Origin of the sequence: Paenibacillus barengoltzii G22, from assembly GCF_000403375.2 — a bacterium.
Taxonomy (GTDB): Bacteria; Bacillota; Bacilli; order Paenibacillales; family Paenibacillaceae; genus Fontibacillus; species Fontibacillus barengoltzii.
Window position 1 is genome coordinate 858,134 of record NZ_KE159652.1, and the last position, 22,010, is coordinate 880,143.

Sequence of the window (22,010 nt, forward strand, 5' to 3'; positions counted from 1 at the left end):
TCAACCTCCCCCAACAAAATGGACTAGCTCAATACGATCCCCATCCGATAACGGGGTCACGTCATAGTCTTCCTTTCGTACAACTGTACCGTTTAGTTCAACCAACAGCTTTCGGTCCTTCCATGGGGGCTCTGCTAATAAATCGGCCAGTGTGACACAGCTTTCGTTGATCGTCGTCTCTTTCCCATTCAGACGAACCTGCACGGGGTTCACCTCCTTTCCAGCCAAGCTGCCTGTATTGCCTTGCGATATGCTTGGGCCTCTTCCGCCGGGTCTGGTGCATGGAACAGGCTTGTCATGACGGCAACCCCTTGGGCGCCGCAGCGGATGACCTCTCCCGCATGGTCCGGACGGATGCCTCCTATGGCGATCACCGGAACCGGGCAAGCTTGAGCCGTTGCCGTGAGTGCTGCCAGTCCTCTGCCGGGAAGTCCAGGTTTGCTGAACGTATCGTATACATGACCGAACAGGCAATAATCCGCTCCATCTGCGGCGGCTTGCATCGCTTCTTCCGCCGAATGAACCGACCTGCCCAAGCGCATCCCAGTGGCTAACGGACGAGCGGCATCCACTGGAAGACTGTGGCCGGCTAAGTGGACATTCATGGCCCGAGCAGCCAAGGCGACGTCCAGCCGATCGTTCACGACAATTTGGGACAGCGGAATGCCGGCTTCCAGCATCTGTTGAATGACCTCCAGCTGACCTTTCGCCGTGAGCTGCTTATCCCGTACATGGATGTAATCCAGGTAGGGCAGGGCTCTGAGGGACACCCTGAGCAGTTCGGATATGTGAATGGGAGAGATAGAGATCAGATGCAGTTCGGGTGTGGTCAGTGTGATTTTTTGGCTCGTCATGTTCACCCCTCTGAGGTTCGATATGCAATGCAAAAAAGCCCCCTCCGCAAGGAGGGGGCTAGTTCAGCAACAGAAGGAATAAGCCTAAATAGACTTATGTTCTGGTTCATACATGCTTTACGCTCCACTTCCCTACGCAGGTCTTAACCCGTTCAGGTTCAAAGGGTCCGAATCTTGCGATTCATCTCAGCCTTGCGGCTCCCCTAGTGTCGATCGATATCCATTTGTCATGTTTACTATACACGGGGATCCAAATAATTACAACCGTTGAATTGGAATGGGTTATGCTGGCTGCTTTACCTCGTTTCCAAGAAATTTTCATGAAAATGTCACGATTTATCGCAAAAATAGCTGGTTTGTGATGTTTAATGAAATTGAAGCGAAACAAAAACATTCTCTATAATACGGTCGGAGTTTGATTGGGGGGAGTGATGAGATTGAAATGGACGATTGGTTTACGCAATCTCAAGACGGGGCTAGCCATCTGTTTGTGTGTGATCGTTGCAGCGTTATTGCGCCTGGAATATCCTTTTTACGCTGCGATCGCCACGACCATTTCCATGGAAAATTCAGTTGCCAACTCCTTTACGGCCGGGAAACATCGGACGATGGGGACGTTTGTTGGGGCGATTGTGGGTGCAGGCTTCGCCATGATTGAACCTGGGAACGCCATATATTGTGCGTTAGGGGTCATCGTCGTAATCTATGTCTGCAATCTGTTGAATTGGAATAAGTCGATATCCATCGGCTGTATCGTTTTTTTAGCCATTATGTTAAATCTTCAGCCGGGGGAAAGTCCGATTTTTTATGGGATTAACCGGATCACGGACACCCTGGTTGGGATTGCTGTTGCGGTGATCGTCAATTTGGTCGTCTTTCCTCCAAAACATGAGGCGGATTTGGAAAAGGCGCGTAAATCTGTCGCCAAGCGAATGGCTGACTTATATGGGCAGATTACTTCGTGTCGGGAAGCCGTCGATTTGAAGAGTTTTCGTGCGGAGCTGGCTTGTCTGGAGAAATATTATCAGCTCTGCAAAGAGGAATTCCATCTGACTCGAGATCTCAGTGAATCGATGGAGCACATCGGCAAAGAAATTGAATCCTATCGCCACATCTATGAGCATTTGGTGATTTTGCAGCAGCTGCTTGCCGAGCATCGACAGTTACTGGTCGAGGCTGATCTTGAACGGAGTGATTCCGTTGAGGCAAGAACCAGCAACGCAGAACAGCAGTACAGAATTGAAACCGTCTATGAGTACCACGCGGATTGGATTTACGCTGAGCTGCAGAACATGGGCTTGCCGCTTCCGATTAAGGAGCGAGGACGTTTTCAGGCGACGGCGGAGCTTAAAATGTCGTAAAAAGGGGATGTCCCAAGAGCCGTGAAGGGCTAGTGGGGCATCCTTATTTTTTATGCAAAATAGTGTCCTGACTCAAGATCAGCGATCAGCCCGGGTTGCACCGGTTTCCAGCCGAGAAGCTCCCGCGTCGCTGGGCCCACCTGCGCCGTGTTGTACAAGCTTGTGATGTCGAGAGATTGAGGATGATTAAGAAATTCCAATCTATCGGCTGTTCGCTGGCTGAATTGAAGGATGTGCTGCAGGAGCACGATGCCCATACGAGCACGAACGAACAAACCATCGAATGGATCCGAAGCAAGATGAAGGAGATTGAGGACAAAAAGAAAGAGTACGATCAAATGCTGGACACTCTACGCAAAATGCTGGAGTATCGGACCTTGCTCAAGGTCGATCCGCAAAAAGCCGAAGCATTTCTGAAGAATTGGAAGGCCGAAGCAGGATGGAACTGATAAAATCAGTGCGGAATGCTGTTAGAATCTAAAGGAGAAGAAGAGAAGGAGTCCGACGAGGATGACGAGGGTGGTCCAAACACCGCCTTTTGCTAAAGCGTTCCAATCTCCGATTTCAGCACGATTCATCGAATCCGCCAAATTGATGAAAGGCTTGCGTTGATACTCTTTAAGCTGATCTTTCTCTTGTTTCTCCCACATATTCACTGGAATCCCTCCTAATGGGTACTTCTTAACATATAGTATACTTGGAACATCGCTGGAGAGCATTTATTTTTTGAATTCTGGTTAAGGAGCCGATCTCTATGAACAAACTCCCCCCAAATCAATCCACAAATTCTTCTCTTCAAGAAGTTGAGAAGTTCCTGATTCAAACCTATTCAGCCAAGAAAATTCCCGTTTCGAACCTTGAGGAACTTAGGTGTGACCCTCAGGTAAAATTTGATCGGATTGCGGTGTGCTTTGAAATGGATCATCCGGAAGTTCTTAAGGGCCTCTTTAATGAAGATGAGAAGAAGATGCACGAGGACTACAGGAATCATCATAGAAATGCGACATTTACAACTCCTTGGCAGAAGATCAATGCGGGGCAGCTTCTGAGAGTTGTTTTAGAAAGCGAGGATGGGGTTAGTTTAAGTAACTTCACTGTTCAGGGGTTGTGCATGAGGTTGGTTCATGATCTCTCAGCCCTATAAGGGCAATAAAAAAATCGCGGCCCATGTCCGCGATGTTGGTGTCATAAGTATCGAGACGACAGGATTTGAACCTGCGACCTCTTGCTCCCGAAGCAAGCGCTCTACCAAGCTGAGCCACGTCTCGTCAGCAATATTATTAATTTGGGGGAAACATTAATACATTATACACTTTTAGGCGAAGCTGTAAAGGGGGGGACGGATGAAAAATTTTTGAACGCAAGGAATCGGAACCAACGTTGACGATATGTGGCATTATTTTATATAATAATTGATAATTCAATTCTATATTGTGGAACTTTGAAGAGGAATAGTAATTTGGATTCCGCCATCCAGAGAGCCGGCGTTTGGTGCAAGCCGGTTGGGGAATGCAGATGAACTCGCCTTGGAGTTATGATGCGCAAATCATCATCGTCTTGCCCGCGTTAAGGGTGCAAAGGGAGCTAGGACAAAGCATGTCCGATGCTAACTAGGGTGGTACCACGGGAAATCTCCTCTCGTCCCTAGCGATCATAACGCTACGGGTCGGGAGGTTTTTTGATTTTAGGGAGTTCACCTCGTCGGCTTATGACGTGGATCCCGCATTTCAAATTGTTGTTTTCAAGGAGGATTTTGAATTATGGCGGACCAAAATGTGCCCCATGACGTTTACCGGGCCCAGGCCATTGAACCGAAATGGCAGGCTTATTGGGAAAAGCATCAAACTTTTAAAACACGGGAAGAGGCGGGGAAACCGAAGTTTTACGCGCTTGACATGTTCCCTTATCCATCGGGAGCAGGCCTCCATGTAGGCCATCCGGAGGGGTATACAGCTACAGACATCGTCTCTCGCTTCAAACGGATGCGCGGCTATAACGTACTTCATCCGATGGGTTGGGATGCTTTCGGGTTGCCAGCAGAGCAGCATGCGCTCGATACGGGCGAACATCCGCGTGACATCACGGTGAAGAACATCAACAACTTCCGGCGCCAAATCAAGTCGCTGGGCTTCTCTTACGATTGGGACCGCGAGATCAGTACAACTGATCCGAATTATTATAAATGGACGCAGTGGATTTTTCTCCAACTGTATAAAAAAGGTCTGGCCTATGTGGCCGAAGTTCCAGTGAACTGGTGCCCGGCATTGGGTACGGTGCTGGCGAACGAAGAGGTCATTGACGGCAAGAGTGAGCGCGGCGGCCATCCGGTCATCCGCAAGCCGATGCGTCAATGGGTGCTGAAAATTACCGAATACGCTGAACGGCTGCTGGAAGACCTGGAGGAACTGGATTGGTCGGAAAGCATCAAGGATATGCAACGCAACTGGATTGGGAAATCCGAAGGTGCGGAAGTCGTATTCGAAATCGAAGGTCATGATGCGTCTCTGACGGTCTTTACGACTCGTCCGGATACGCTGTTTGGAGCGACGTATGCGGTGCTTGCTCCAGAACATGAACTGGTTAAGAAGATCACGACCGATGCTCAACGCCAAGCGGTTGAAGCTTACCAAGACCAAGCGGCGCGGAAGAGCGATCTGGAACGTACCGACCTGGCTAAGGAGAAAACTGGGGTATTCACCGGCGCGTACGCGATCAATCCGGTCAATGGAGAGAAGCTGCCGATCTGGATTGCCGACTACGTGCTGGCGGGTTACGGAACCGGTGCGATCATGGCTGTACCAGGGCATGATGAGCGCGACTATGAATTCGCCAAACAGTATGATCTGCCGATCATCGAGGTGGTTGAGGGCGGCGATCTGTCGAAAGAGGCTTATACGGGCGACGGAGCCCATGTGAACTCCGGCTTCTTGAACGGCCTGGGCAAAGAGGAAGCCATTAAGAAGATGATTTCCTGGCTGGAGGAGAACGGCAAAGGCCGCGGTAAAGTGACTTACCGTCTGCGCGACTGGCTGTTCAGCCGTCAACGGTATTGGGGGGAGCCGATCCCGATTCTGCATCTGGAAGACGGCACGATGAAGCCGGTACCGGAAGATCAGCTGCCGCTGGTTCTGCCGGATGTAGATGCCATCAAACCGTCGGGTACCGGGGAATCGCCGCTGGCGAACGTGACCGAATGGGTGAACACCGTGGATCCGGAAACGGGAATGCCGGCTCGCCGCGAGACGAACACGATGCCGCAATGGGCCGGAAGCTGCTGGTATTACCTGCGCTATATCGACCCGCACAACGACAAGGAGCTGTGCTCGAAGGAGAAGCAGCAGGAATGGCTGCCGGTTGACCTGTACATCGGCGGGGCCGAGCATGCGGTGCTTCACCTGCTCTACGCTCGCTTCTGGCATAAGGTGCTCTACGATCTTGGGGTTGTAACTACCAAAGAACCGTTCCAAAAGCTGGTCAACCAAGGGATGATTCTCGGTACCAACAATGAGAAGATGAGTAAATCCCGCGGCAACGTCATCAATCCGGACGAAATTGTCAACCAATACGGGGCGGATACGTTGCGCGTGTATGAAATGTTCATGGGGCCGTTGGAAGCAACGAAACCATGGAATGAAAGTGGCGTTGAAGGTATTCACCGCTTCCTGTCTCGCGTATGGCGTCTGTTCATTGCGGAAGACGGCAGCCTGAATCCGAAAATTACGGCGGACGGTGGAAGCGATGATTTCAAACGTACATGGCACAAGACGATCAAGAAAGTGACCGAGGATTTTGAAAACCTGCGCTTTAACACCGCGATTAGCCAGTTGATGATTTTCGTGAACGATGCTTACAAAACGGACGCAGTGCCGAAAGCGGCGGCGGAAAACTTCGTGCAGATGCTGTCCCCGCTGGCACCGCATTTGGCGGAGGAGCTGTGGGAACGTCTTGGTCATACCGATACGATTACGTATGAACCATGGCCAACGTATGATGAGGCTTGGACGGTAGAATCCGAAGTTGAAATCGTCGTGCAAGTGAACGGAAAAATCGTAGAACGCACGAAGGTTTCCAAAGACTTGGATCAAGCAGCGATGCAAGAACATAGCTTAAGCCTGCCGAATGTTCAGCAGGCTGTGGCTGGAAAGACGATCCGCAAAGTGATTGCGGTGCCAGGCAAACTGGTGAATATCGTCGTCGGATAAGCTCATTTCCTTGTGAGGAAGTAGGTATGTTCAGGAAATGGAGGCGGCCCCTGATCCATCCGGCGGTTTGACATTGGCCAAGGGGGCTTCCTTTTCCGGACATGACGGAGCTTGATCCGAAGACGACGGAGATTCATCCAGTGTGGCCGGATGAAACAACGTATGCAGCTTGCTGATATCATCGTCGTATTTACGATGAGTCGTATCGATCAGTCGGGCAAATACTTCCCGCAGACAGGAATCCAGCACAGCGATCCCTTCAGCGGTCACGCCTCCGGGTACGGCAACCCGTTCGATCAGTTGTTCGGGATTCAGACCGCCTTCGGTGAGCAGCTTGCCTGTGCCTGACAGCATTTCCGAGCCGAGCGCAATCGCCTCCTCATAACTGATTCCAGTTCGTTCAGCGGCGGACTCGGCCCACAGCTGCAGCATATGAGCTACAAATGCTGGCCCGCAACTGGATAAATCGGATGCGATTCGAGTCTCGCTCTCTTTGAGGGTGATTGGCGTACTGATCGAGGACATCAGCTGCTCTAGGAGTAGACGATCTTCGGGGCGAATCCGCCCGCCGTAGATGCAGAGCGAAGCACCGCTGTGAACGGAATGCGTGATGCTGGGAATGATTTTGGCAATTTTTGAGGGAATGGCAGCTTCTAAGGTTTCAATCTGAACGGGGCTCGTGATCGACACGACGATCTGTTTATCATCGAGCACGTCCCGGATTTCCGCGATAACATCGGGGTAATCCAGGGGTTTGATGCACAAGAAGACGATTTTGCTTCCCTGGGCGGCTTCAGCATTGCTGCTGTACGCCCGCAGTCCAGGATGGCGCTGGGCCAGCCATTTCGCTTTCGAGGGAGAGCGGTTGCTGGCACAAATATTTTGCGGGAGCAGCGCGCCGGAACGCAAAAACGCGTCAATGAGCAGGCTTCCCATGGCTCCGGTTCCGATGAAGGCGACTTTCATCCGGCTTCCCCTTTCCGTGCTTCACGCACTGTATTGGTAAAACGTTAAAGTGATTGCACTCATTCATGTGTTGTTGTATTGAGGGATTCATCTTACGTTTAGTTATTGCGAACCTACTTCTGCCGTTTCTACTTCACTTGTATAGATTGTATGCAGCTTGATTGGATCTTCATGACTACTGGCAGATTCTTTTGAGATGTTGAAAGAGGAGTGGAGATACGATATGCGGAGGGAACTCGTCTTGACGGCTATCGTTTCGGCAGTGATTGGCGCCGGATTGATGCTTCTGGCAACAGGCGGTCGCTCGCCTGCAGGTATCGAAGGCTGGACGCCGATAAATGCTGAGGTTAAGGCGGCTATGGCTGCAGAGGGCGCGGCTGTGGATCGAAGCGAGCTAAAGGCTGCAAATCCTTCAGAAACTGGGTCAGCCGTGGACAAGCCTGACGATGAGGTGACTGGGACAACCGCAGCCGGGAAAACGGACTTAAAGGGTATCTCAGAAGAGACAGCAACGCATGTGAATGCCGCAGGTCAGAACGCAGGATCTACTACAGAGGCCGAAGCGGTTAGCGGAGTTGCAGCCTCTAAGGAAGAAGCCGGGAAATCCACGGATTCGGGAAAAATCAGCATTAATCGCGCCGGATTGGCCGAGCTGCAGGAAATCCCCGGGATCGGCGAGAAGAAAGCCCAAGCCATTCTCGATTACCGAAATGCGCATGGTCCTTTTACCTCCATAGAAGCGTTGACCGAGGTGAAAGGCATCGGAGACAAAATGCTGGAGAAAATGAAGCCTTATATCGGGCTGTAATTCTTGTGATCGAAACATGACTTGCGAGGGTGATGATGGAATATGAATCCGGACAAACGCAAAGATTGGGATACGTATTTTATGGATATCGCTTATATGGTATCGACGCGGTCGCGGTGTAACCGACGTCATGTCGGCGCTGTGCTCGTTCAGGGCAAGAAGCTGCTAGGTACAGCTTATAACGGCGCCCCTTCCGGTGTTCCGGACTGCTCGGAGGCCGGTTGTATGATTGCGGAAGAATACGAGCTGGTGGTAGAGGATGGACAGGAGAAAATGGTGAAGAAACAGCGCTGCGTCCGTACGATCCATGCCGAACAGAACCTGCTGTTGTTCACGGACCGGATCGACCGGGAAGGCTCCAGTGTCTATGTGACGGACGAGCCATGTTGGACTTGCGCGAATATGCTGGCGAACAGCGGCATTACGGAAATCGTATTCCATCGGCCCTATCCGAAGGATACCGGTAAAGTGACAGCTATGATGGCGCAAAAAGGCATCACTTTCCGACGTCTGGAAGGGTATCAACCGCCGCAGGAAACGATTGCACACGTGGAAGAATAATTGACATTTTTTTGATCGATCATCGAATGTGGAAGCACCCCATTCGCCTTAGGGCGGGTGGGGTGTTTTTTGTTGAGGTGGATCAGGGAGGGATGTCCATGAACCGAAGACCGTTAATTGCGATAACTTGCGGTTGGATCGCTGGCAGCGGCTTCGCGGCAGCTTATACCGGCTGGCGTTTTTGGTTGTTTGGGCTGGGATTGTTGTTGGTCTGTACAGCCATCGCCATCATTTGGCGTCAGACTTGGCGAAGTCTCGCCTTGGCAGGGTTGGCTTTGTTGCTTGGGGGCAGCTATTGGCTGTATAACGAAGCGGGCAATGTGAGCCGAATCGGACCGATAGTGGCCGGTATGGAAGCAGAAAAAGAAGCAGGAACGGGGACAAGCCCTACAAAGGAGGGGGCTCAGGCGTTAGATGGTCAAGCCAGCCGTTTGGAGGGTACGATCGTATCCACGGTCAAGGTTGACGGGGATCGGGCTGATTTTACGCTGAAGGTCAGCGGCCTATCGCTGATTTCACCGGGTGGGACAGCGTCGGCGATGCAGGAAATTCCCCGCGGAGAGAAGGTCGCTGTCCAGCTGCGGCTCGCATCGCAAAGCGAACAGCAGACGGCAGCCACCTGGCATCGCGGGCTACGGGTTACGCTGAATGGGACGCTGGAGTTACCGCAGCCTGCCCGCAATTTTGGCGCATTTGATTACCGTCGGTATTTACATTTGCAGCGGATCCATTGGCTGGTCAAAGCGTCGGGTGCATCATCGCTTAAGGCGGGACAGCCATCCCGAGGTGTCGCCGCTGCCTTAGGATCTATCGATGCTTTACGCGAACGCCTTGGCGAGCGCATTGAGCGAATGTTTCCGGACTGGCAAGCCGGTTATATGAAGGGGCTGCTGATTGGCTTGCAGAATGAGCTCGACCCGGATAAATACGCGGAGTTTACACAGCTTGGGCTCACGCATATCCTCGCCATTTCCGGCAGCCATGTTGCGATTAACGTGGCGCTTGTTCTGGGATTACTCCGGCTTTGCCAGGTGACGCGGGAGACCGCAAACACGGTTGCTATTGTTTTCGTTCCGGGATATATGCTGCTTACCGGTTTATCTCCATCGGTCATTCGGGCTGGGTTGATGACGATATTGGGATTGTATTTGCTAAGGCGCGGGCTGCTAAAAGACAGCCTGAACGTATTAGCCGCTGTTGCGATGCTGATGCTGATCTGGGAGCCGTATTATTTGCTGAATGTCAGCTTCCAGCTCTCGTTTGCTGTGACGGCAGGGCTGATCGTTTTCGTCCCGCGATTAACCCCGTATCTAAGGTGGCTGCCGGGCAAAATCGGAAATGCGGTGGCGATTACGTTGGCGGCGCAGCTGGTGTCTTTTCCATTAACGATCGTCTATTTCAACCAATTCTCCTTCCTGTCCATTCCTGCTAATCTGCTGCTGGTCCCGGTGATCGGCACCTTGGCGCTTCCCCTAGGAACAGGGGCGTTGCTGTTAAGTTTGTTGTCGATCAAGCTGGGCTCATGGGCAGCTCTGCCGGTACGTTGGCTGAATACGGCCACGTTTGAAGCAACCAACTGGTTGAGCACGCGCAGCGGGTTTATGACGTATTGGAAGTCTCCTTCGCTGCTTTGGATCGCAGCTTTTTATGCTGGTTGCTATCTGTTGGTGGATTGGGGACAACGCCGTGAACGCTTTGCTGCCGAGGCCTTAGCTGTCAGTGGGCAGGATGACGATACTGTGCCTCTCAATCCAGCTAAACGAGAGGTAGCTTTCGCTCATATCAACTGGCGGGAGTGGTCTCAGGACGTGCCTGGAAATCAGGCTAGGCTAGGGGTACTTGATAGACTGGCAGCGGTTAAAACCGCCTGGACCCAACAGGGTTACGGATGGGGGACGATCGCAAACGCGCTTAGCCGATGGGGATGGTCGAAACGAATGGATTTTCTGCGTTTGGGCATCGCCATAGGCCTTATGCTGCTGCTGATCACCGGATATCAACCGGCCTACAGCCAAGGGACCGGCTATATCGAGTTCATCGATGTGGGTCAAGGTGACTGTGCCTTGATTACTACGCCATCTGGCAAGCATATTTTGGTGGACGGCGGGGGGACGGTATCGTTTCGCAAAGCGAAGGATGCGTGGCGGGAGCGGCGTGAACCTTTCGAGGTCGGGGCCAAAACGGTGGTTCCGCTGCTCAAGAAGCGTGGGATCCATCGCTTGGATGCGGTTATTTTAACGCACGGGGACCAGGATCATATCGGCGGACTGCAGGCGGTCATTGACTCCATTCCTGTGGAAGCAGTGGTGATCAACGGCAGCTTGGCCGAGTCCAAGACGATGACGACCTTAATGGAAACGGCGCTGACTAAGCGTATTCCGGTATATGCGGCAAGCCGCGGCATGAAGTTGCAACCGGATGACGCCACCCGCTTGGAGGTGCTTTATCCCTTGATGCCTGAGGAGGCGCTTCACCCAATCCCCATCGTGAAAGAACAAAATCACCGCTCGATCGTCTTTCGTTTAGATATGAATGGAGCTTCCTTTTTATTTACAGGTGATATGGATGAGACGGCGGAGAAGGAAGTATTAAGCCTTGAACGATTGACCTCTTCGGGAACGACAACACCGCAGCTCTTCTCAATCGATGTCATGAAAGTCGCCCACCACGGCAGTAAAACCTCTACCTCTGCAGATTGGCTGGACTATTGGCAGCCGGAAGCGGCAGTTATTTCGGTTGGGGCTTCAAACCTTTATGGTCATCCGCATCCTACGGTCGTTGATCGGCTCAGCGCTCAACAGATTCGAATCTATCGAACCGACAACCAAGGCGAGGTCCAAATGAGAGTTCGAGAGGGAAGAATTGAGGTTAGATATAAGTTGCTCCCAATCCCATAAAACCGGGCCCTTTCGCTGTTTGTAAAGATGACGGGGCCTTTTTTTTCTGGTATCCTTAGGTCAGATTGCTTAGAGGGTAGACTTCTAAAATATTTTTTATAAATAGTAACAACATTGCAACATCCTGTCGGACATTAGCGTCTGTAAGGATGCAAGGAAGGGGGAGCCTTAGTGGTAGAGCAGGGACTCATCAGAGCCGCTCAAACGGGCGATCGCGACGCTCTAATCACCCTATTGCGAGAAATTGAAAGCCATGTGTACCGGACGGCCTATTATATTCTAAACAACGAACAGGATGCACATGATGCTGCTCAGGAAGCACTTATTCGCATTTATACGAAAATCGGTTCCTATGAAGAAAAAGCTCAGTTCAAAACCTGGGTCCAGCGGATTGTGACCAACATCTGTATCGACAAATTTCGCAGAAATAAGCCAACCGTATCGATCGAGGAGCACGAAATGGTGTTTCAGGGGAATGATAGCGTAGAACGGGAAGTGATGTCAGGCTACTTGGCCGAGGACATCCGAAGCGCAATTGAACAATTGCCGGAACACCATCGGTCGGTGGTTGTGCTGAGGTATTTGCAAGATTTTTCGTATAACGAAATTGCTGAGAGCTTGAATTTGCCGCTGAATACGGTGAAATCCTATTTATTTAGGGCAAGGCAACAGCTGCAACACTTACTCCAAGATTATCAGAAAGGTGGTGTATCAGGATGAAATGCCCAGAGGCGGTGGAATGGATGCATCGTTATCTAGACCATGACTTAAATGAAGAGGAGACCTCTCTTCTCTTTGAGCATATGCGCAGTTGTGAAGAGTGCGCCGAGACGTTTGCGCTGCTTCGCAAGTTATCTGCGCAATTGGAGGATCTGCCGAAGGTAGTTCCGAACTACAGTCTTGTGGACGCGATTCTTCCGCAGTTGGATGAAATCGACCGGGCTCGCCGTGAAGGCGGCAGTACGGCTGAGGACATCGTACTGCCGATGACAGCGGTGCAACGTGATGCGGATGCCGGTCAAGGCGGCATGCTGCCGAGCCGGCGCAGTCTTCGTCGTCCTGATGCGGGAACAGGAATGCGTCGGAGCCGGATTTACCGTTACGGGGCGCTTGGTGTGGCGGCGGTATTGATCTTGGGCGTATTCATTTATCAATACGAACCGCGTACTGTATCCGATGCCGAGATCGCCATGGACACTGCGTTGGAATCGGCGAACAAGCAATCCTCGGCGACCAACTCGGCGGACGATGCAGCGAGCGACGCTCAGTTGTTCAGTGACGACACCAACACGGGGGCGCCTGGGGCCGGAGATTTGGATACGCCAGTGTCCAAGGATGTGGTTCCTCCGGCGGAAGATTCGAATACTGACGGTACCCAAGAGCGAATCGCACCCGGCGATACATCGGATTCCGGTTCTCCAGCGGTGACGCCGGGTAATTCAGGTACAAGCGATAAAGCTCCTAGTGAGCCAAATCAAGGGAACCACGGTTCTTCCGGCAGCCCCTCGGTTCCGAATGGCGGTAGCAACGGGGCTCCTGCACAAGGGCCGACATCGCCTGGAGCAGGAAATTCGGACTCTGCGGGCGATCTAGAAACTCCGGATATTCTAGAGAACTCAATTGTAGATCAGCAAGTGACCTTCGATAATCCAAGAGAGAAGTATGGCATCGCAAGCTTTAATATTTGGACTTCTCCAGATGGGGCATTTGAAGCTGAGTTCAAGGACGGACATCTGTATGTCTATCGTCTTGAAGCCCAGGAACGGAAACTGGTGGCTAATCAAGTGATCGATGGGAATTGGGTTGACGGTTCGTGGTCGGAATCAGGCCATATATTTACGTACGAGACAGAAATCGAGGGAACCCCAGTGGTTCATACCCTTTATGCTGAGCAGGCGGCTGCGGATGCTGCAAAAAGTACACAGCCCTAAATAGCATGGAATAACGGACAAATTTGGGCGTTTTTTTGAACTTGCAGCAGTCACCTTTTCAGGAGATATGGAATAGGTTATATGTATAGTAGAGATAACGGATTAAACCCTGATCGTCGTATGACCGCAGGCGGGAGAGTTTCTAGAGCTCTTTAGCCCGCGTTTATATAGATGTTCCGGGACAGAGGGATCTTTCGCCACGAGGCAGAGGTCCCTCTGTTGCGTTTAAAAGGTAGCCGGACATAAGGACTCCAGAACCGCTATTTTCACATATTGAAGGATTAGCGACTTCTAACGGACCGAGAAGACCTTATTCTGGTCAAATCGAGCTAAAAGGGTGCAGGTAGTACCAATATAAGGTCTCAGGTGTCTGTTATAACGGGAAATAGCCGGGAAATGGACAAATAAGGGCTGCACGGTCCGTTACGCGACGTATCGGTATAACAATAAACAGGGCTTGGACGAATACGTGAAATCGAAGTATGATGGAAGAAGGCAACAAAGTCGAAAGGGAGATACCGATGGACGCAAAGCAGAAACAAGCGATAAAAGACATAAAGCAGGGGCGGGTCTCCCCGTTGTACGTATGTTACGGTACGGAGAAGTATCAAATTCAGGAGTTTGTAGGATTACTTCAGGATCAGCTGGTGGATCCGGATCAGAAGGATTTTGCCATCGCGACCTTTGATTTGGCGGAGACGCCGATTGAAGTGGTCGTTGAGGAAGCGGAGACGATGCCGTTTCTCGTTGAGCGCAAGCTGATCGTTGTACGCGACTCCACTCTGCTTGTCGCAGGGGGCAAGGAAGGCGGCAAGATTGAGCATAAAGTCGAAGCGTTGCTGACGTATATCGGCAACCCGGCAGATCATAGCGTCATTGTGTTTGTTGTGAACGGGGAAAAGCTGGACGAGCGGAAGAAGGTCGTTAAAGCGATCAAATCGGCGGGTACGGTGCTGTCCTTTTTACCGCTTGGCGGCGGCGAGCTCGTTCAGTGGGTCGTGCAAGAGGTAGAGAAGCGCGGCTGCCGTATCGGGCGGGATGCCGCGGAAGCCTTGATTGCCGCAAGCGGGGTGCAGATGGCCGTACTGGCTGCAGAAATGGACAAGCTCTGCTTGTACGCCGGAGCCGGCGGCATAATCGATACTGCTGCCGTGGATCAGTTAGTGGCGCGCAGCACGGAGCAGAACGTGTTCGTGATGGTCGAGCATATCGCCGCGATACGGCTGGAGCAGGCGCTGGGCATTTTCTATGAGCTGTTAAAGCAGCGTGAAGAACCGATCAAAATTGCGGCGCTCATCGCTCGCCAGTTCCGGATTATGCTGCAGGTGAAGGAGCTCGCCCGCCAAAGCTATTCGCAGCAGCAGATTGCTTCCCAGTTGAGCCTGCATCCGTACGTTGTCAAGCTGGCCGGCGACCAGGCCCGGAAGTTTGAAACCGGCCGTTTGAAGGCGATTTTATCCGAGCTGGCCGAACTGGATTACCGGATGAAAAGCGGGCAAATCGACAAAGTCCTGGGGCTGGAGCTGTTTCTGCTAAAACTCGCAGCTTGAAACCAGAGGCTCGGCCCAAACAACAACCAAAAAGACCTGAACGAAATCGTTCAGGTCTTTTTGAGCTTCGTATCATTTAACGAGTCTTACGCTTGGGACGTAAGTTCGTTTAATTTTTTAGCCAAGCGGGATTTCTTACGGGCAGCTGCGTTCTTATGGATCAGACCTTTAGTAACGGCTTTGTCCAATTTTTTGGTAGCAGCCACGAAAGCAGCTTTAGCTGCTTCAACTTCGTTGTTCGCCAGAGCAGTGTCAACTGTTTTCACAGCTGTACGCAGGGCGGATTTTTGCGAAGCGTTCAACGCGCGGCGTTTGTCGCTCGTTTTTACGCGTTTGATTGCGGATTTAATGTTAGGCATTGCATTCACCTCCTGTAAAGCATATATCAACCCAGATGATTCACAACTTAAAATATTTTATCACGCAAGATACCAAAAAGCAATAAATTCATCATACCGAATCTCTTGATTTCGCGCAAGTTTTTTAGCCTTGCAGAAGGGATGTATAAACCCATTCCCTCTCCCGCACAATAAAGGCAATCAGAGGAAATGGAGGTCTTATGGCATGAACTTGGACTTGCGGGAATATTCCGTACGCACTGACTTGGCCGTTGAATCGAAGGAAATTGCGGAGACGATCCATGGCGGCCCGGTCCCCGGGCTCAATGAGCAGGTCGAGGAACAGGACGGGATCAAGGTTACCCGTTTGGATGTGACCAATGAGGCAGCCTCGCGGCAAATTGGACGAATTCAGGGGCATTATGTAACGCTGGAGGTTCCCGGTCTTCGCAATCAAGATACCGAGCTGCAAGAGAAGGTGGCTGCGGTGTTCGCCAAGGAGTTTACCGCATTTTTAAATAAAATCGGGGTTGGCCCGGAGGCTAAGACGTTGATCGTCGGCCTCGGTAACTGGAACGTCACACCGGATGCGCTGGGACCGATTGTGGTGGAGAATGTGATGGTTACTCGGCATTACTTCGAGCTGACGCCGGACCAGGTTGCGCCAGGTTACCGCGAGGTCAGTGCGATTGCCCCCGGGGTGCTTGGTATTACCGGCATTGAATCCAGCGAAGTGGTGCAAGGGATCGTGGAACGAACGAAACCGGATCTGATCATCGCCATCGATGCGCTCGCTTCGCGCTCCTTGGAGCGGGTGAATACGACGATTCAGATCGCCGATATCGGCATCCATCCCGGTTCAGGAATCGGCAATAAGCGCCGAGGGTTAACGAAGGAAATTTTAGGCGTGCCTTGTATCGCTATCGGCGTTCCAACGGTGTGCTACGCATCGACGATCGTCAATAATGTATTGGATCTGATGAAAAATCATTTTAATCAGGAGAGCGACGACGGGAACGCTCCGACGAAGCAAATCATGGGCATGCTGAACGACTTGAATGAAAACGAGCGTCTGGGTCTCGTCAAAGAGGTGCTTGAACCACTTGGCCATGATCTGATCGTCACGCCGAAGGAGATTGATGAATTCATCGAGGACGTAGCTAACGTGATTGCTAGCGGACTTAATATTTCGCTGCATGAGGCAGTTACGCCGGATAACGTGGCGTCCTACACGCATTAACAATCGCACGCCCCTTCTAGCTCCTTCTCCGAAAATCTCAAGGAAATCCGCGAATCTAGCGGATTTCTTTTTTTGTGTGAGAATTTGAGGTTCTAGTCGTTCAACTAGGTTCATAGATTTGGAATATAGTTTGAAAGCGGCTGGAGGAGGACATGCATATGAAATTCAAGGCTTGGAATCTAGGAAAAATAAGAAGGAATCTGCTTCATGTGTTGGCGATGGGACGCACCTTTTTGCTGCTATCGGTCATGTCGGTAATCTTCTTCGTCATGCTCGGGGTGCTGGGGATTGCTGAGAAACAGCTGAACACCTCCCCTGTCTCCTCGATGAAAGGACTGGCTGCCTCGCTGTCGAGCGGATTCTTCATGGATATGGTTGGTATGGAGCTACCGCATGTGGCTAGCGAGAAGCAGACCCCGGCGATTTCCGGGAAGCAGGTGACGAACTTCGTCTTTCAGCTATTAACGGACGTGAATCCGTCCGATCCGAAGAGCTTGGTTGCGCGGGAAGTCCCGGGGTTAGGGGCTGACAGTCCAATCCTGCTACGCACCGGATCCGGCAACGGGACGGCCCAAGCTCCGGAAGACTATCGACCGGGCGCAGGAGCGGATGGAAGTGCGCCGGACCACCCGGAACCGGATGTCCCCGATGACGGAAGTAACGCGGATCCCGGGCAGGAAGGCAACGACTCGGACACAGCACAGCCGCCAGCAGAGGAACCGGGGAAGACGGACGGCTCGACCGGGGATCAAGAGGAGCCTTCCATCAAGCCGGGCAACAAAAATATCGTGATGATCTATCATTCCCATCCGCAAGAATCTTTTAATCCCGTGCTTGGTACAAATGTAGATAATCCGAGCTCGGCGGAGGATAAGAAGAACGTAGGCTTAGTTGGAGAAGCCTTAGCGAAAGAGCTGGAGCGCAGAGGGGTCGCAGCGTTACACAAGTTCGAAAATTATGCGGCCAAGGTGAGCAATTACAACTATAACTACTCATATAAATATTCCCGAGAGACGGTCAAACAAGCGATGGCCGAAAACGGTCAGCTGCAATATTTTATCGATATTCACCGCGACTCGCAGCGCCACGACAAAACAACGACGACCATCAATGGCGTGAATTATGCCCAGGTCTATTTCATTATCGGACATGGGAACAAGAATTGGCGTGAGAATGAGAAATTCGCAAGCTCCATTCATGAACGGTTGGAGAAGGCGTATCCCGGGATATCTAGAGGCATCTGGGGCAAGACATCTTCCCAAGGCAACGGGGAATATAACCAATCGCTGTCGCCGAACAGCGTGCTGATCGAAATCGGCGGCATCGACAACAGCCAGGAAGAACTGGAGCGTACCGCCAAAGTGCTGGCTGGAATTTTGGCTGATCTGTATTGGGAAAGTCAGGACGCGGAGAAGGCAGGCAAGCTGTCGAAGAGCAGTACGAACGGCGTCGCCAACGGCAACGCAAAGAGTACCAACAAGTCCACAGGCACTGCGAACAAAGGTGCGGGCAGTTCCAATAAGTCTTCGGATACCACAAACAAGAAATCTTGATTTGAGACAACGAAGCAATGGGGGATGGACATGGCAAAAATGCTGCGAAAAACATTAGTATACGGTCTATTGCTGGCGACTGGGGTCACGCTGGGAATGCAGCTTGCCGAAAGTGGCACCAGCTCGATCCTGGGCTCCGGATTCCAAACCGGAGGGACGACTGCGGTCATGAACGGGCAATCCATGACCTATCCGCAATCGCAGCAATCACACCAGCAATTACAACAGCAAATACAGCAGTTGCAACAGCAATTGCAGCAATACAACAACGGTTGGACCGCCGGCTCCACCCCCACTTGGACCACCGATCAAGGCAATATTGTGACGCAGGGAACGACAGGAGGGTATCCCCAGGTTTCTGGCAATGGAACCGCCCCCTCCGGGACCGATGGGTCAAATACGACGGGGAGCGGTCAGGCGCTGCAGACGCCAGCTGACCTGCTGATGCCGCCGCCCTCGCCGCCAGCTATCGATCGATTTGCTGACAAAGCAGCTCACCTGCTGCAGCAAGCGTCGCAAAAGAGCATTCATTGGGTCGCCTCCTGGTTTGGTCCCGGCGAATGAAATAACGATTTATAACGAATGACGAGTTTGTTATACTGTTGTTATCTTGTTATGGACCGTTCGTTATACGTTATTTCGGAGGTTAGAGTTTGAAAAAAGTTACGATGCAGCAAATCGCCGACCATCTCGGCGTTTCGAAATTCGTTGTCTCCAAAGCTTTATCCGGCAAGGGAGGGGTCAGCGAGCAGACCCGGGAGCGGGTCATCCAGGCCGCTTCCCAGCTTGGTTATTTTAATCAGAAGAACGGCTATATGAAGAACATCATTCCGTCCGGAACTGCGCTGCCGGCACTAGCCGGCAAGCAATCGGTGCTGGTACTGATGCCAAATATCCGGTTTCAGAACAAGGAATCGCTGTATTGGGGCAGGCTGCTGGAAGGGATCTCCCGGGAGCTGGAGGCGCTGGAGCTGGGGATGATTATCGTATCCGATCCTCGCGGCGACAACTTCATGAGCGTCCTAAATCCTGATGGGATTCTGGGGATGATCGGGGTGGGGCAGATCGCCACCCCATTCCTGCTGGAGGTACACCGGATTGGACTGCCGATTGTGTTGGTCGATCACGAGGATCCGTTGATTCCAAGCGACACGGTGTTCGCAAATAACGTCGATGGGATGGCCCGTTTGACTAACCATCTGATTGGCCTGGGGCATCGAAAGCTGCACTTCTTAGGCAGTTTAACGTTTTCCCGCAGCTTTCGAGACCGCTGGATAGGTTACCGCAGCGCCTTGGAGGAGAACGGCTTGACCCCGCAGTCCCTGGGAGATCCCATGCTGGAGCTGGAAGGCGTTGACACTGGGGCTTACGGCAACATGCTGCGCGAGTGGCTGGAGCGGCAACAAGCAACTGGAGAGCTCCCAACCGCACTGGTGTGCGCGAATGACTCCATCGCCATGCATGCCTGCTCTGTCCTGGGTGAGATTGGCCTTCACGTGCCTGGAGATGTCGCGGTCAGCGGGTTTGACAATATTGACGATGCAGCTCGGCAAACGCCGGCCATGACCACCATTAACGTTCCGAAGGAGAGCCTTGGTCAACGGGCGGTGAGGAAGCTGCTGGAACGACTGGCCCAACTGGATGCACCGCGGGAGAAGATCATGATCTCTGTCGAGGCGGTATATCGGGATTCCACTGCAGAGCCACGTCGGAAGGTCGAATAAGGAAGTCCATTTAAACAAGCGAGCTGTCAGAGATCATCTCATGGCAACTCGCTTCTTCATTAAATATATAGGAACATTTTTCTGGAGATTTTGAACCTGTCAACGTTAAATCGCTCTCCGTGATTGCTGCTTGCCCCGGCAACTGCTATAATAAATTGATTGCATTACTTCGATGATTTGTGGTGGGGGTAAGGATGACAGATATCAAGGCTAGACAAGCGAAAATTCGCAATTTCTGTATTATTGCACATATAGACCATGGCAAATCGACTTTGGCTGACCGGATTTTGGAGTATACCGGGGCGCTAAGCTCCCGGGAAATGCAGGATCAGGTTCTTGACCAGATGGACTTGGAACGGGAGCGCGGAATTACGATCAAGCTTCAAGCCGTTCGTCTGAGCTACCGCGCCGACGACGGTGAGGAGTATATACTGAACCTCATCGATACTCCAGGGCACGTCGACTTCACCTACGAGGTTTCCCGCAGCTTGGCGGCTTGTGAAGGCGCTTTGCTAGTGGTGGATGCCGCTCAGGGAATTGAAGCACAGACATTGGCTAACGTGTATCTTGCGCTGGATAACAACCTGGAGATTTTGCCGGTCATCAACAAAATTGACTTGCCGAGCGCAGATCCTGATCGGGTGAAACAGGAGATTGAAGATGTCATCGGCTTGGATGCCAGTGAAGCGGTGCATGCTTCGGCCAAGGCTGGAATTGGGATTAAGGAAATTTTGGAACAGGTCGTTCAGAAGGTGCCAGCACCGACGGGAGATCCGGATAAACCGCTGAAGGCGCTCATCTTCGACTCCCACTATGACCCATACAAGGGCGTTATCGTTTATGTGCGCGTCATTGACGGCAAGATCAAAGCCGGTTCTAAAATAAAAATGATGGCGACGGACAAAACGTTTGAAGTCATCGAGGTCGGCGCGTTCAAACCGCGGATGACGATTGTGGACGAGCTTAATGTCGGCGATGTTGGCTTTATCGTGGCCGGGATCAAGACGGTTGGCGATACCCGTGTCGGGGATACCGTGACGGATGCGAAGAATCCGACACCAGAGCCGCTGCCGGGTTATCGGAAGATCAATCCGATGGTGTACTGCGGCTTGTACCCGATTGAAACGTCGGATTACAATGACCTGCGTGAAGCGCTGGAGAAGCTGCAGCTGAACGACGCTTCGCTAAGCTTCGAACCGGAAACTTCCAGCGCGCTGGGTTTTGGCTTCCGCTGCGGCTTCTTGGGATTGCTGCACATGGACGTCATCCAGGAGCGGATTGAACGGGAATTTAACATTCCGCTGATTACAACGGCACCAAGCGTTATCTACAATGTAACGCTGACGAACGGTGAGACGATTTCCATCGACAACCCGTCGAACTATCCGGAAGTCGGCAAAATCGACTACGTTGAGGAGCCTTACGTCAAAGCCTCCATCATCGTGCCTAACGATTATGTCGGTACCGTGATGGAGCTGTGCCAAAGCAAACGCGGCGAGTTCGTGAATATGGAGTACCTTGATACGACGCGTGTTACGATTACGTACCAGGTTCCGTTGTCGGAGATCGTGTACGATTTCTTTGATCAGTTAAAATCGAGCACCAAAGGCTATGCTTCGTTTGACTACGAGCTGTCCGGTTACCGCAGATCCAATCTCGTGAAGATGGATATCTTGCTGAACGGAGAGCAGGTGGACGCCTTGTCCTTTATCGTGCACCGTGACCGTGCGTACCATCGCGGCCGGATTATCTGCGAGAAGCTGCGCGAGCTGATTCCGCGCCAAATGTTCGAGGTGCCGATTCAGGCTTCGATCGGAACGAAGGTCATCGCCCGCGAAACCGTAAAGGCGATGCGCAAGAACGTCCTCGCCAAATGCTACGGCGGCGACATCTCGCGGAAGCGGAAATTGCTGGAGAAGCAAAAGGAAGGCAAGAAGCGGATGAAGCAGGTCGGCAGCGTCGAGGTGCCGCAGGAAGCGTTCATGGCGGTGCTGAAGATCGACGACAATTAAGAAGCAGGTTAGT

The 22,010-nt window shown here is 52.0% G+C and carries 20 protein-coding genes, 1 tRNA gene, 1 riboswitch and 1 other annotated feature; of the genes, 15 read left to right on the forward strand and 6 right to left on the reverse strand.

Features of this window, described 5'->3' with window-relative positions; translation table 11 throughout:
• Together thiS and C812_RS04005 are read right to left on the reverse strand one after the other, a co-directional pair.
• On the reverse strand, positions 1–204 hold the full coding sequence (gene thiS, locus C812_RS04000) for a sulfur carrier protein ThiS (RefSeq protein WP_016311405.1): 204 nt from the start codon (positions 202–204) through the stop codon (positions 1–3).
• Between the two features lie 5 nt (positions 205–209).
• Entirely contained in the window at positions 210–854 is a 645-nt protein-coding gene (locus tag C812_RS04005; RefSeq protein WP_016311406.1) for a thiamine phosphate synthase, read from the reverse strand.
• Positions 855–966: 112 nt separating this feature from the next.
• Positions 967–1,069: riboswitch (TPP riboswitch) on the reverse strand.
• A gap of 216 nt (positions 1,070–1,285) precedes the next feature.
• Here C812_RS04005 and C812_RS04010 point away from each other — a divergent pair.
• Together C812_RS04010 and C812_RS04015 are read left to right on the forward strand one after the other, a co-directional pair.
• A complete protein-coding gene (locus C812_RS04010; protein WP_016311407.1) occupies positions 1,286–2,215 on the forward strand; it encodes an FUSC family protein in 930 nt (309 codons plus the stop codon).
• Positions 2,216–2,397: 182 nt separating this feature from the next.
• Complete coding sequence (locus tag C812_RS04015) at positions 2,398–2,664, forward strand: MerR family DNA-binding protein (RefSeq protein WP_016311408.1); 267 nt, start codon at positions 2,398–2,400, stop codon at positions 2,662–2,664.
• A gap of 21 nt (positions 2,665–2,685) precedes the next feature.
• On the opposite strand, the gene C812_RS04020 is transcribed toward C812_RS04015, so the two are convergent.
• The gene (locus C812_RS04020; protein ID WP_016311409.1) at positions 2,686–2,871 is read right to left on the reverse strand and encodes a hypothetical protein; all 186 of its coding nucleotides are present in this window, start codon (positions 2,869–2,871) and stop codon (positions 2,686–2,688) included.
• A gap of 98 nt (positions 2,872–2,969) precedes the next feature.
• Here C812_RS04020 and C812_RS04025 point away from each other — a divergent pair, with 98 nt between their 5' ends.
• Positions 2,970–3,359, forward strand: coding sequence for a hypothetical protein (locus C812_RS04025; RefSeq protein ID WP_016311410.1), 390 nt, complete (start codon positions 2,970–2,972; stop codon positions 3,357–3,359).
• A gap of 50 nt (positions 3,360–3,409) precedes the next feature.
• On the opposite strand, the gene C812_RS04030 is transcribed toward C812_RS04025, so the two are convergent.
• A tRNA-Pro gene (locus C812_RS04030) sits at positions 3,410–3,483 on the reverse strand.
• 164 nt (positions 3,484–3,647) lie between these two features.
• Positions 3,648–3,864 (forward strand) — a binding site (T-box leader).
• 111 nt (positions 3,865–3,975) lie between these two features.
• On the opposite strand from C812_RS04030, the gene leuS reads away from it, so the two are divergent.
• Complete coding sequence (leuS, locus tag C812_RS04035) at positions 3,976–6,417, forward strand: leucine--tRNA ligase (protein ID WP_016311411.1); 2,442 nt, start codon at positions 3,976–3,978, stop codon at positions 6,415–6,417.
• 30 nt (positions 6,418–6,447) lie between these two features.
• Here the strand turns inward: leuS and comER are convergent, their stop codons facing one another.
• Entirely contained in the window at positions 6,448–7,383 is a 936-nt protein-coding gene (gene comER / locus C812_RS04040; protein WP_016311412.1) for a late competence protein ComER, read from the reverse strand.
• A gap of 241 nt (positions 7,384–7,624) precedes the next feature.
• Here comER and C812_RS04045 point away from each other — a divergent pair, with 241 nt between their 5' ends.
• The 6 genes from C812_RS04045 to holA all read left to right on the forward strand — a co-directional run bounded on the left by C812_RS04045 (position 7,625) and on the right by holA (position 15,130).
• On the forward strand, positions 7,625–8,191 hold the full coding sequence (locus C812_RS04045; RefSeq protein ID WP_244268272.1) for a ComEA family DNA-binding protein: 567 nt from the start codon (positions 7,625–7,627) through the stop codon (positions 8,189–8,191).
• 42 nt (positions 8,192–8,233) lie between these two features.
• The gene (locus tag C812_RS04050; RefSeq protein ID WP_016311414.1) at positions 8,234–8,752 is read left to right on the forward strand and encodes a deoxycytidylate deaminase; all 519 of its coding nucleotides are present in this window, start codon (positions 8,234–8,236) and stop codon (positions 8,750–8,752) included.
• 98 nt (positions 8,753–8,850) lie between these two features.
• Complete coding sequence (locus C812_RS04055) at positions 8,851–11,649, forward strand: ComEC/Rec2 family competence protein (protein WP_016311415.1); 2,799 nt, start codon at positions 8,851–8,853, stop codon at positions 11,647–11,649.
• Between the two features lie 171 nt (positions 11,650–11,820).
• A complete protein-coding gene (locus C812_RS04060) occupies positions 11,821–12,369 on the forward strand; it encodes an RNA polymerase sigma factor (protein WP_016311416.1) in 549 nt (182 codons plus the stop codon).
• The gene (locus C812_RS04065; protein WP_016311417.1) at positions 12,366–13,580 is read left to right on the forward strand and encodes an anti-sigma factor family protein; all 1,215 of its coding nucleotides are present in this window, start codon (positions 12,366–12,368) and stop codon (positions 13,578–13,580) included. The genes C812_RS04060 and C812_RS04065 overlap by 4 nt, the downstream gene beginning before the upstream one ends.
• Positions 13,581–14,101: 521 nt before the next feature.
• The gene (gene holA / locus C812_RS04070) at positions 14,102–15,130 is read left to right on the forward strand and encodes a DNA polymerase III subunit delta (protein ID WP_016311418.1); all 1,029 of its coding nucleotides are present in this window, start codon (positions 14,102–14,104) and stop codon (positions 15,128–15,130) included.
• Positions 15,131–15,216: 86 nt separating this feature from the next.
• Here holA and rpsT read toward each other — a convergent pair whose 3' ends face one another.
• On the reverse strand, positions 15,217–15,489 hold the full coding sequence (rpsT, locus tag C812_RS04075; protein ID WP_016311419.1) for a 30S ribosomal protein S20: 273 nt from the start codon (positions 15,487–15,489) through the stop codon (positions 15,217–15,219).
• 205 nt (positions 15,490–15,694) lie between these two features.
• On the opposite strand from rpsT, the gene gpr reads away from it, so the two are divergent.
• From gpr to lepA, 5 genes are all read left to right on the forward strand, one after another.
• Complete coding sequence (gpr, locus tag C812_RS04080) at positions 15,695–16,708, forward strand: GPR endopeptidase (protein WP_016311420.1); 1,014 nt, start codon at positions 15,695–15,697, stop codon at positions 16,706–16,708.
• Between the two features lie 158 nt (positions 16,709–16,866).
• The gene (locus C812_RS04085) at positions 16,867–18,261 is read left to right on the forward strand and encodes a stage II sporulation protein P (RefSeq protein ID WP_016311421.1); all 1,395 of its coding nucleotides are present in this window, start codon (positions 16,867–16,869) and stop codon (positions 18,259–18,261) included.
• A 30-nt stretch (positions 18,262–18,291) separates the two neighbouring features.
• Positions 18,292–18,825, forward strand: coding sequence for a hypothetical protein (locus C812_RS21470; RefSeq protein ID WP_016311422.1), 534 nt, complete (start codon positions 18,292–18,294; stop codon positions 18,823–18,825).
• A gap of 89 nt (positions 18,826–18,914) precedes the next feature.
• Positions 18,915–19,985, forward strand: a complete 1,071-nt coding sequence (locus tag C812_RS04095; protein ID WP_016311423.1) for a LacI family DNA-binding transcriptional regulator — start codon at positions 18,915–18,917, stop codon at positions 19,983–19,985.
• Positions 19,986–20,179: 194 nt separating this feature from the next.
• A complete protein-coding gene (gene lepA / locus C812_RS04100; protein ID WP_016311424.1) occupies positions 20,180–21,997 on the forward strand; it encodes a translation elongation factor 4 in 1,818 nt (605 codons plus the stop codon).
• Positions 21,998–22,010: the final 13 nt, after the last annotated feature.

Bases quoted from the DNA above. Each gene is read 5' to 3' on its own strand.
- C812_RS04015 (WP_016311408.1), top strand. From the start codon at position 2,398: ATGATTAAGAAATTCCAATCTATCGGCTGTTCGCTGGCTGAATTGAAG.
- C812_RS04065 (WP_016311417.1), top strand. From the start codon at position 12,366: ATGAAATGCCCAGAGGCGGTGGAATGGATGCATCGTTATCTAGACCAT.
- C812_RS04005 (WP_016311406.1), bottom strand. From the start codon at position 854: ATGACGAGCCAAAAAATCACACTGACCACACCCGAACTGCATCTGATC.
- rpsT (WP_016311419.1), bottom strand. From the start codon at position 15,489: ATGCCTAACATTAAATCCGCAATCAAACGCGTAAAAACGAGCGACAAA.
- holA (WP_016311418.1), top strand. From the start codon at position 14,102: ATGGACGCAAAGCAGAAACAAGCGATAAAAGACATAAAGCAGGGGCGG.
- lepA (WP_016311424.1), top strand. From the start codon at position 20,180: ATGACAGATATCAAGGCTAGACAAGCGAAAATTCGCAATTTCTGTATT.
- leuS (WP_016311411.1), top strand. From the start codon at position 3,976: ATGGCGGACCAAAATGTGCCCCATGACGTTTACCGGGCCCAGGCCATT.
- C812_RS04010 (WP_016311407.1), top strand. From the start codon at position 1,286: ATGAGATTGAAATGGACGATTGGTTTACGCAATCTCAAGACGGGGCTA.
- C812_RS04050 (WP_016311414.1), top strand. From the start codon at position 8,234: ATGAATCCGGACAAACGCAAAGATTGGGATACGTATTTTATGGATATC.
- C812_RS04025 (WP_016311410.1), top strand. From the start codon at position 2,970: ATGAACAAACTCCCCCCAAATCAATCCACAAATTCTTCTCTTCAAGAA.
- comER (WP_016311412.1), bottom strand. From the start codon at position 7,383: ATGAAAGTCGCCTTCATCGGAACCGGAGCCATGGGAAGCCTGCTCATT.
- C812_RS21470 (WP_016311422.1), top strand. From the start codon at position 18,292: ATGGCAAAAATGCTGCGAAAAACATTAGTATACGGTCTATTGCTGGCG.
- C812_RS04085 (WP_016311421.1), top strand. From the start codon at position 16,867: ATGAAATTCAAGGCTTGGAATCTAGGAAAAATAAGAAGGAATCTGCTT.
- gpr (WP_016311420.1), top strand. From the start codon at position 15,695: ATGAACTTGGACTTGCGGGAATATTCCGTACGCACTGACTTGGCCGTT.
- C812_RS04055 (WP_016311415.1), top strand. From the start codon at position 8,851: ATGAACCGAAGACCGTTAATTGCGATAACTTGCGGTTGGATCGCTGGC.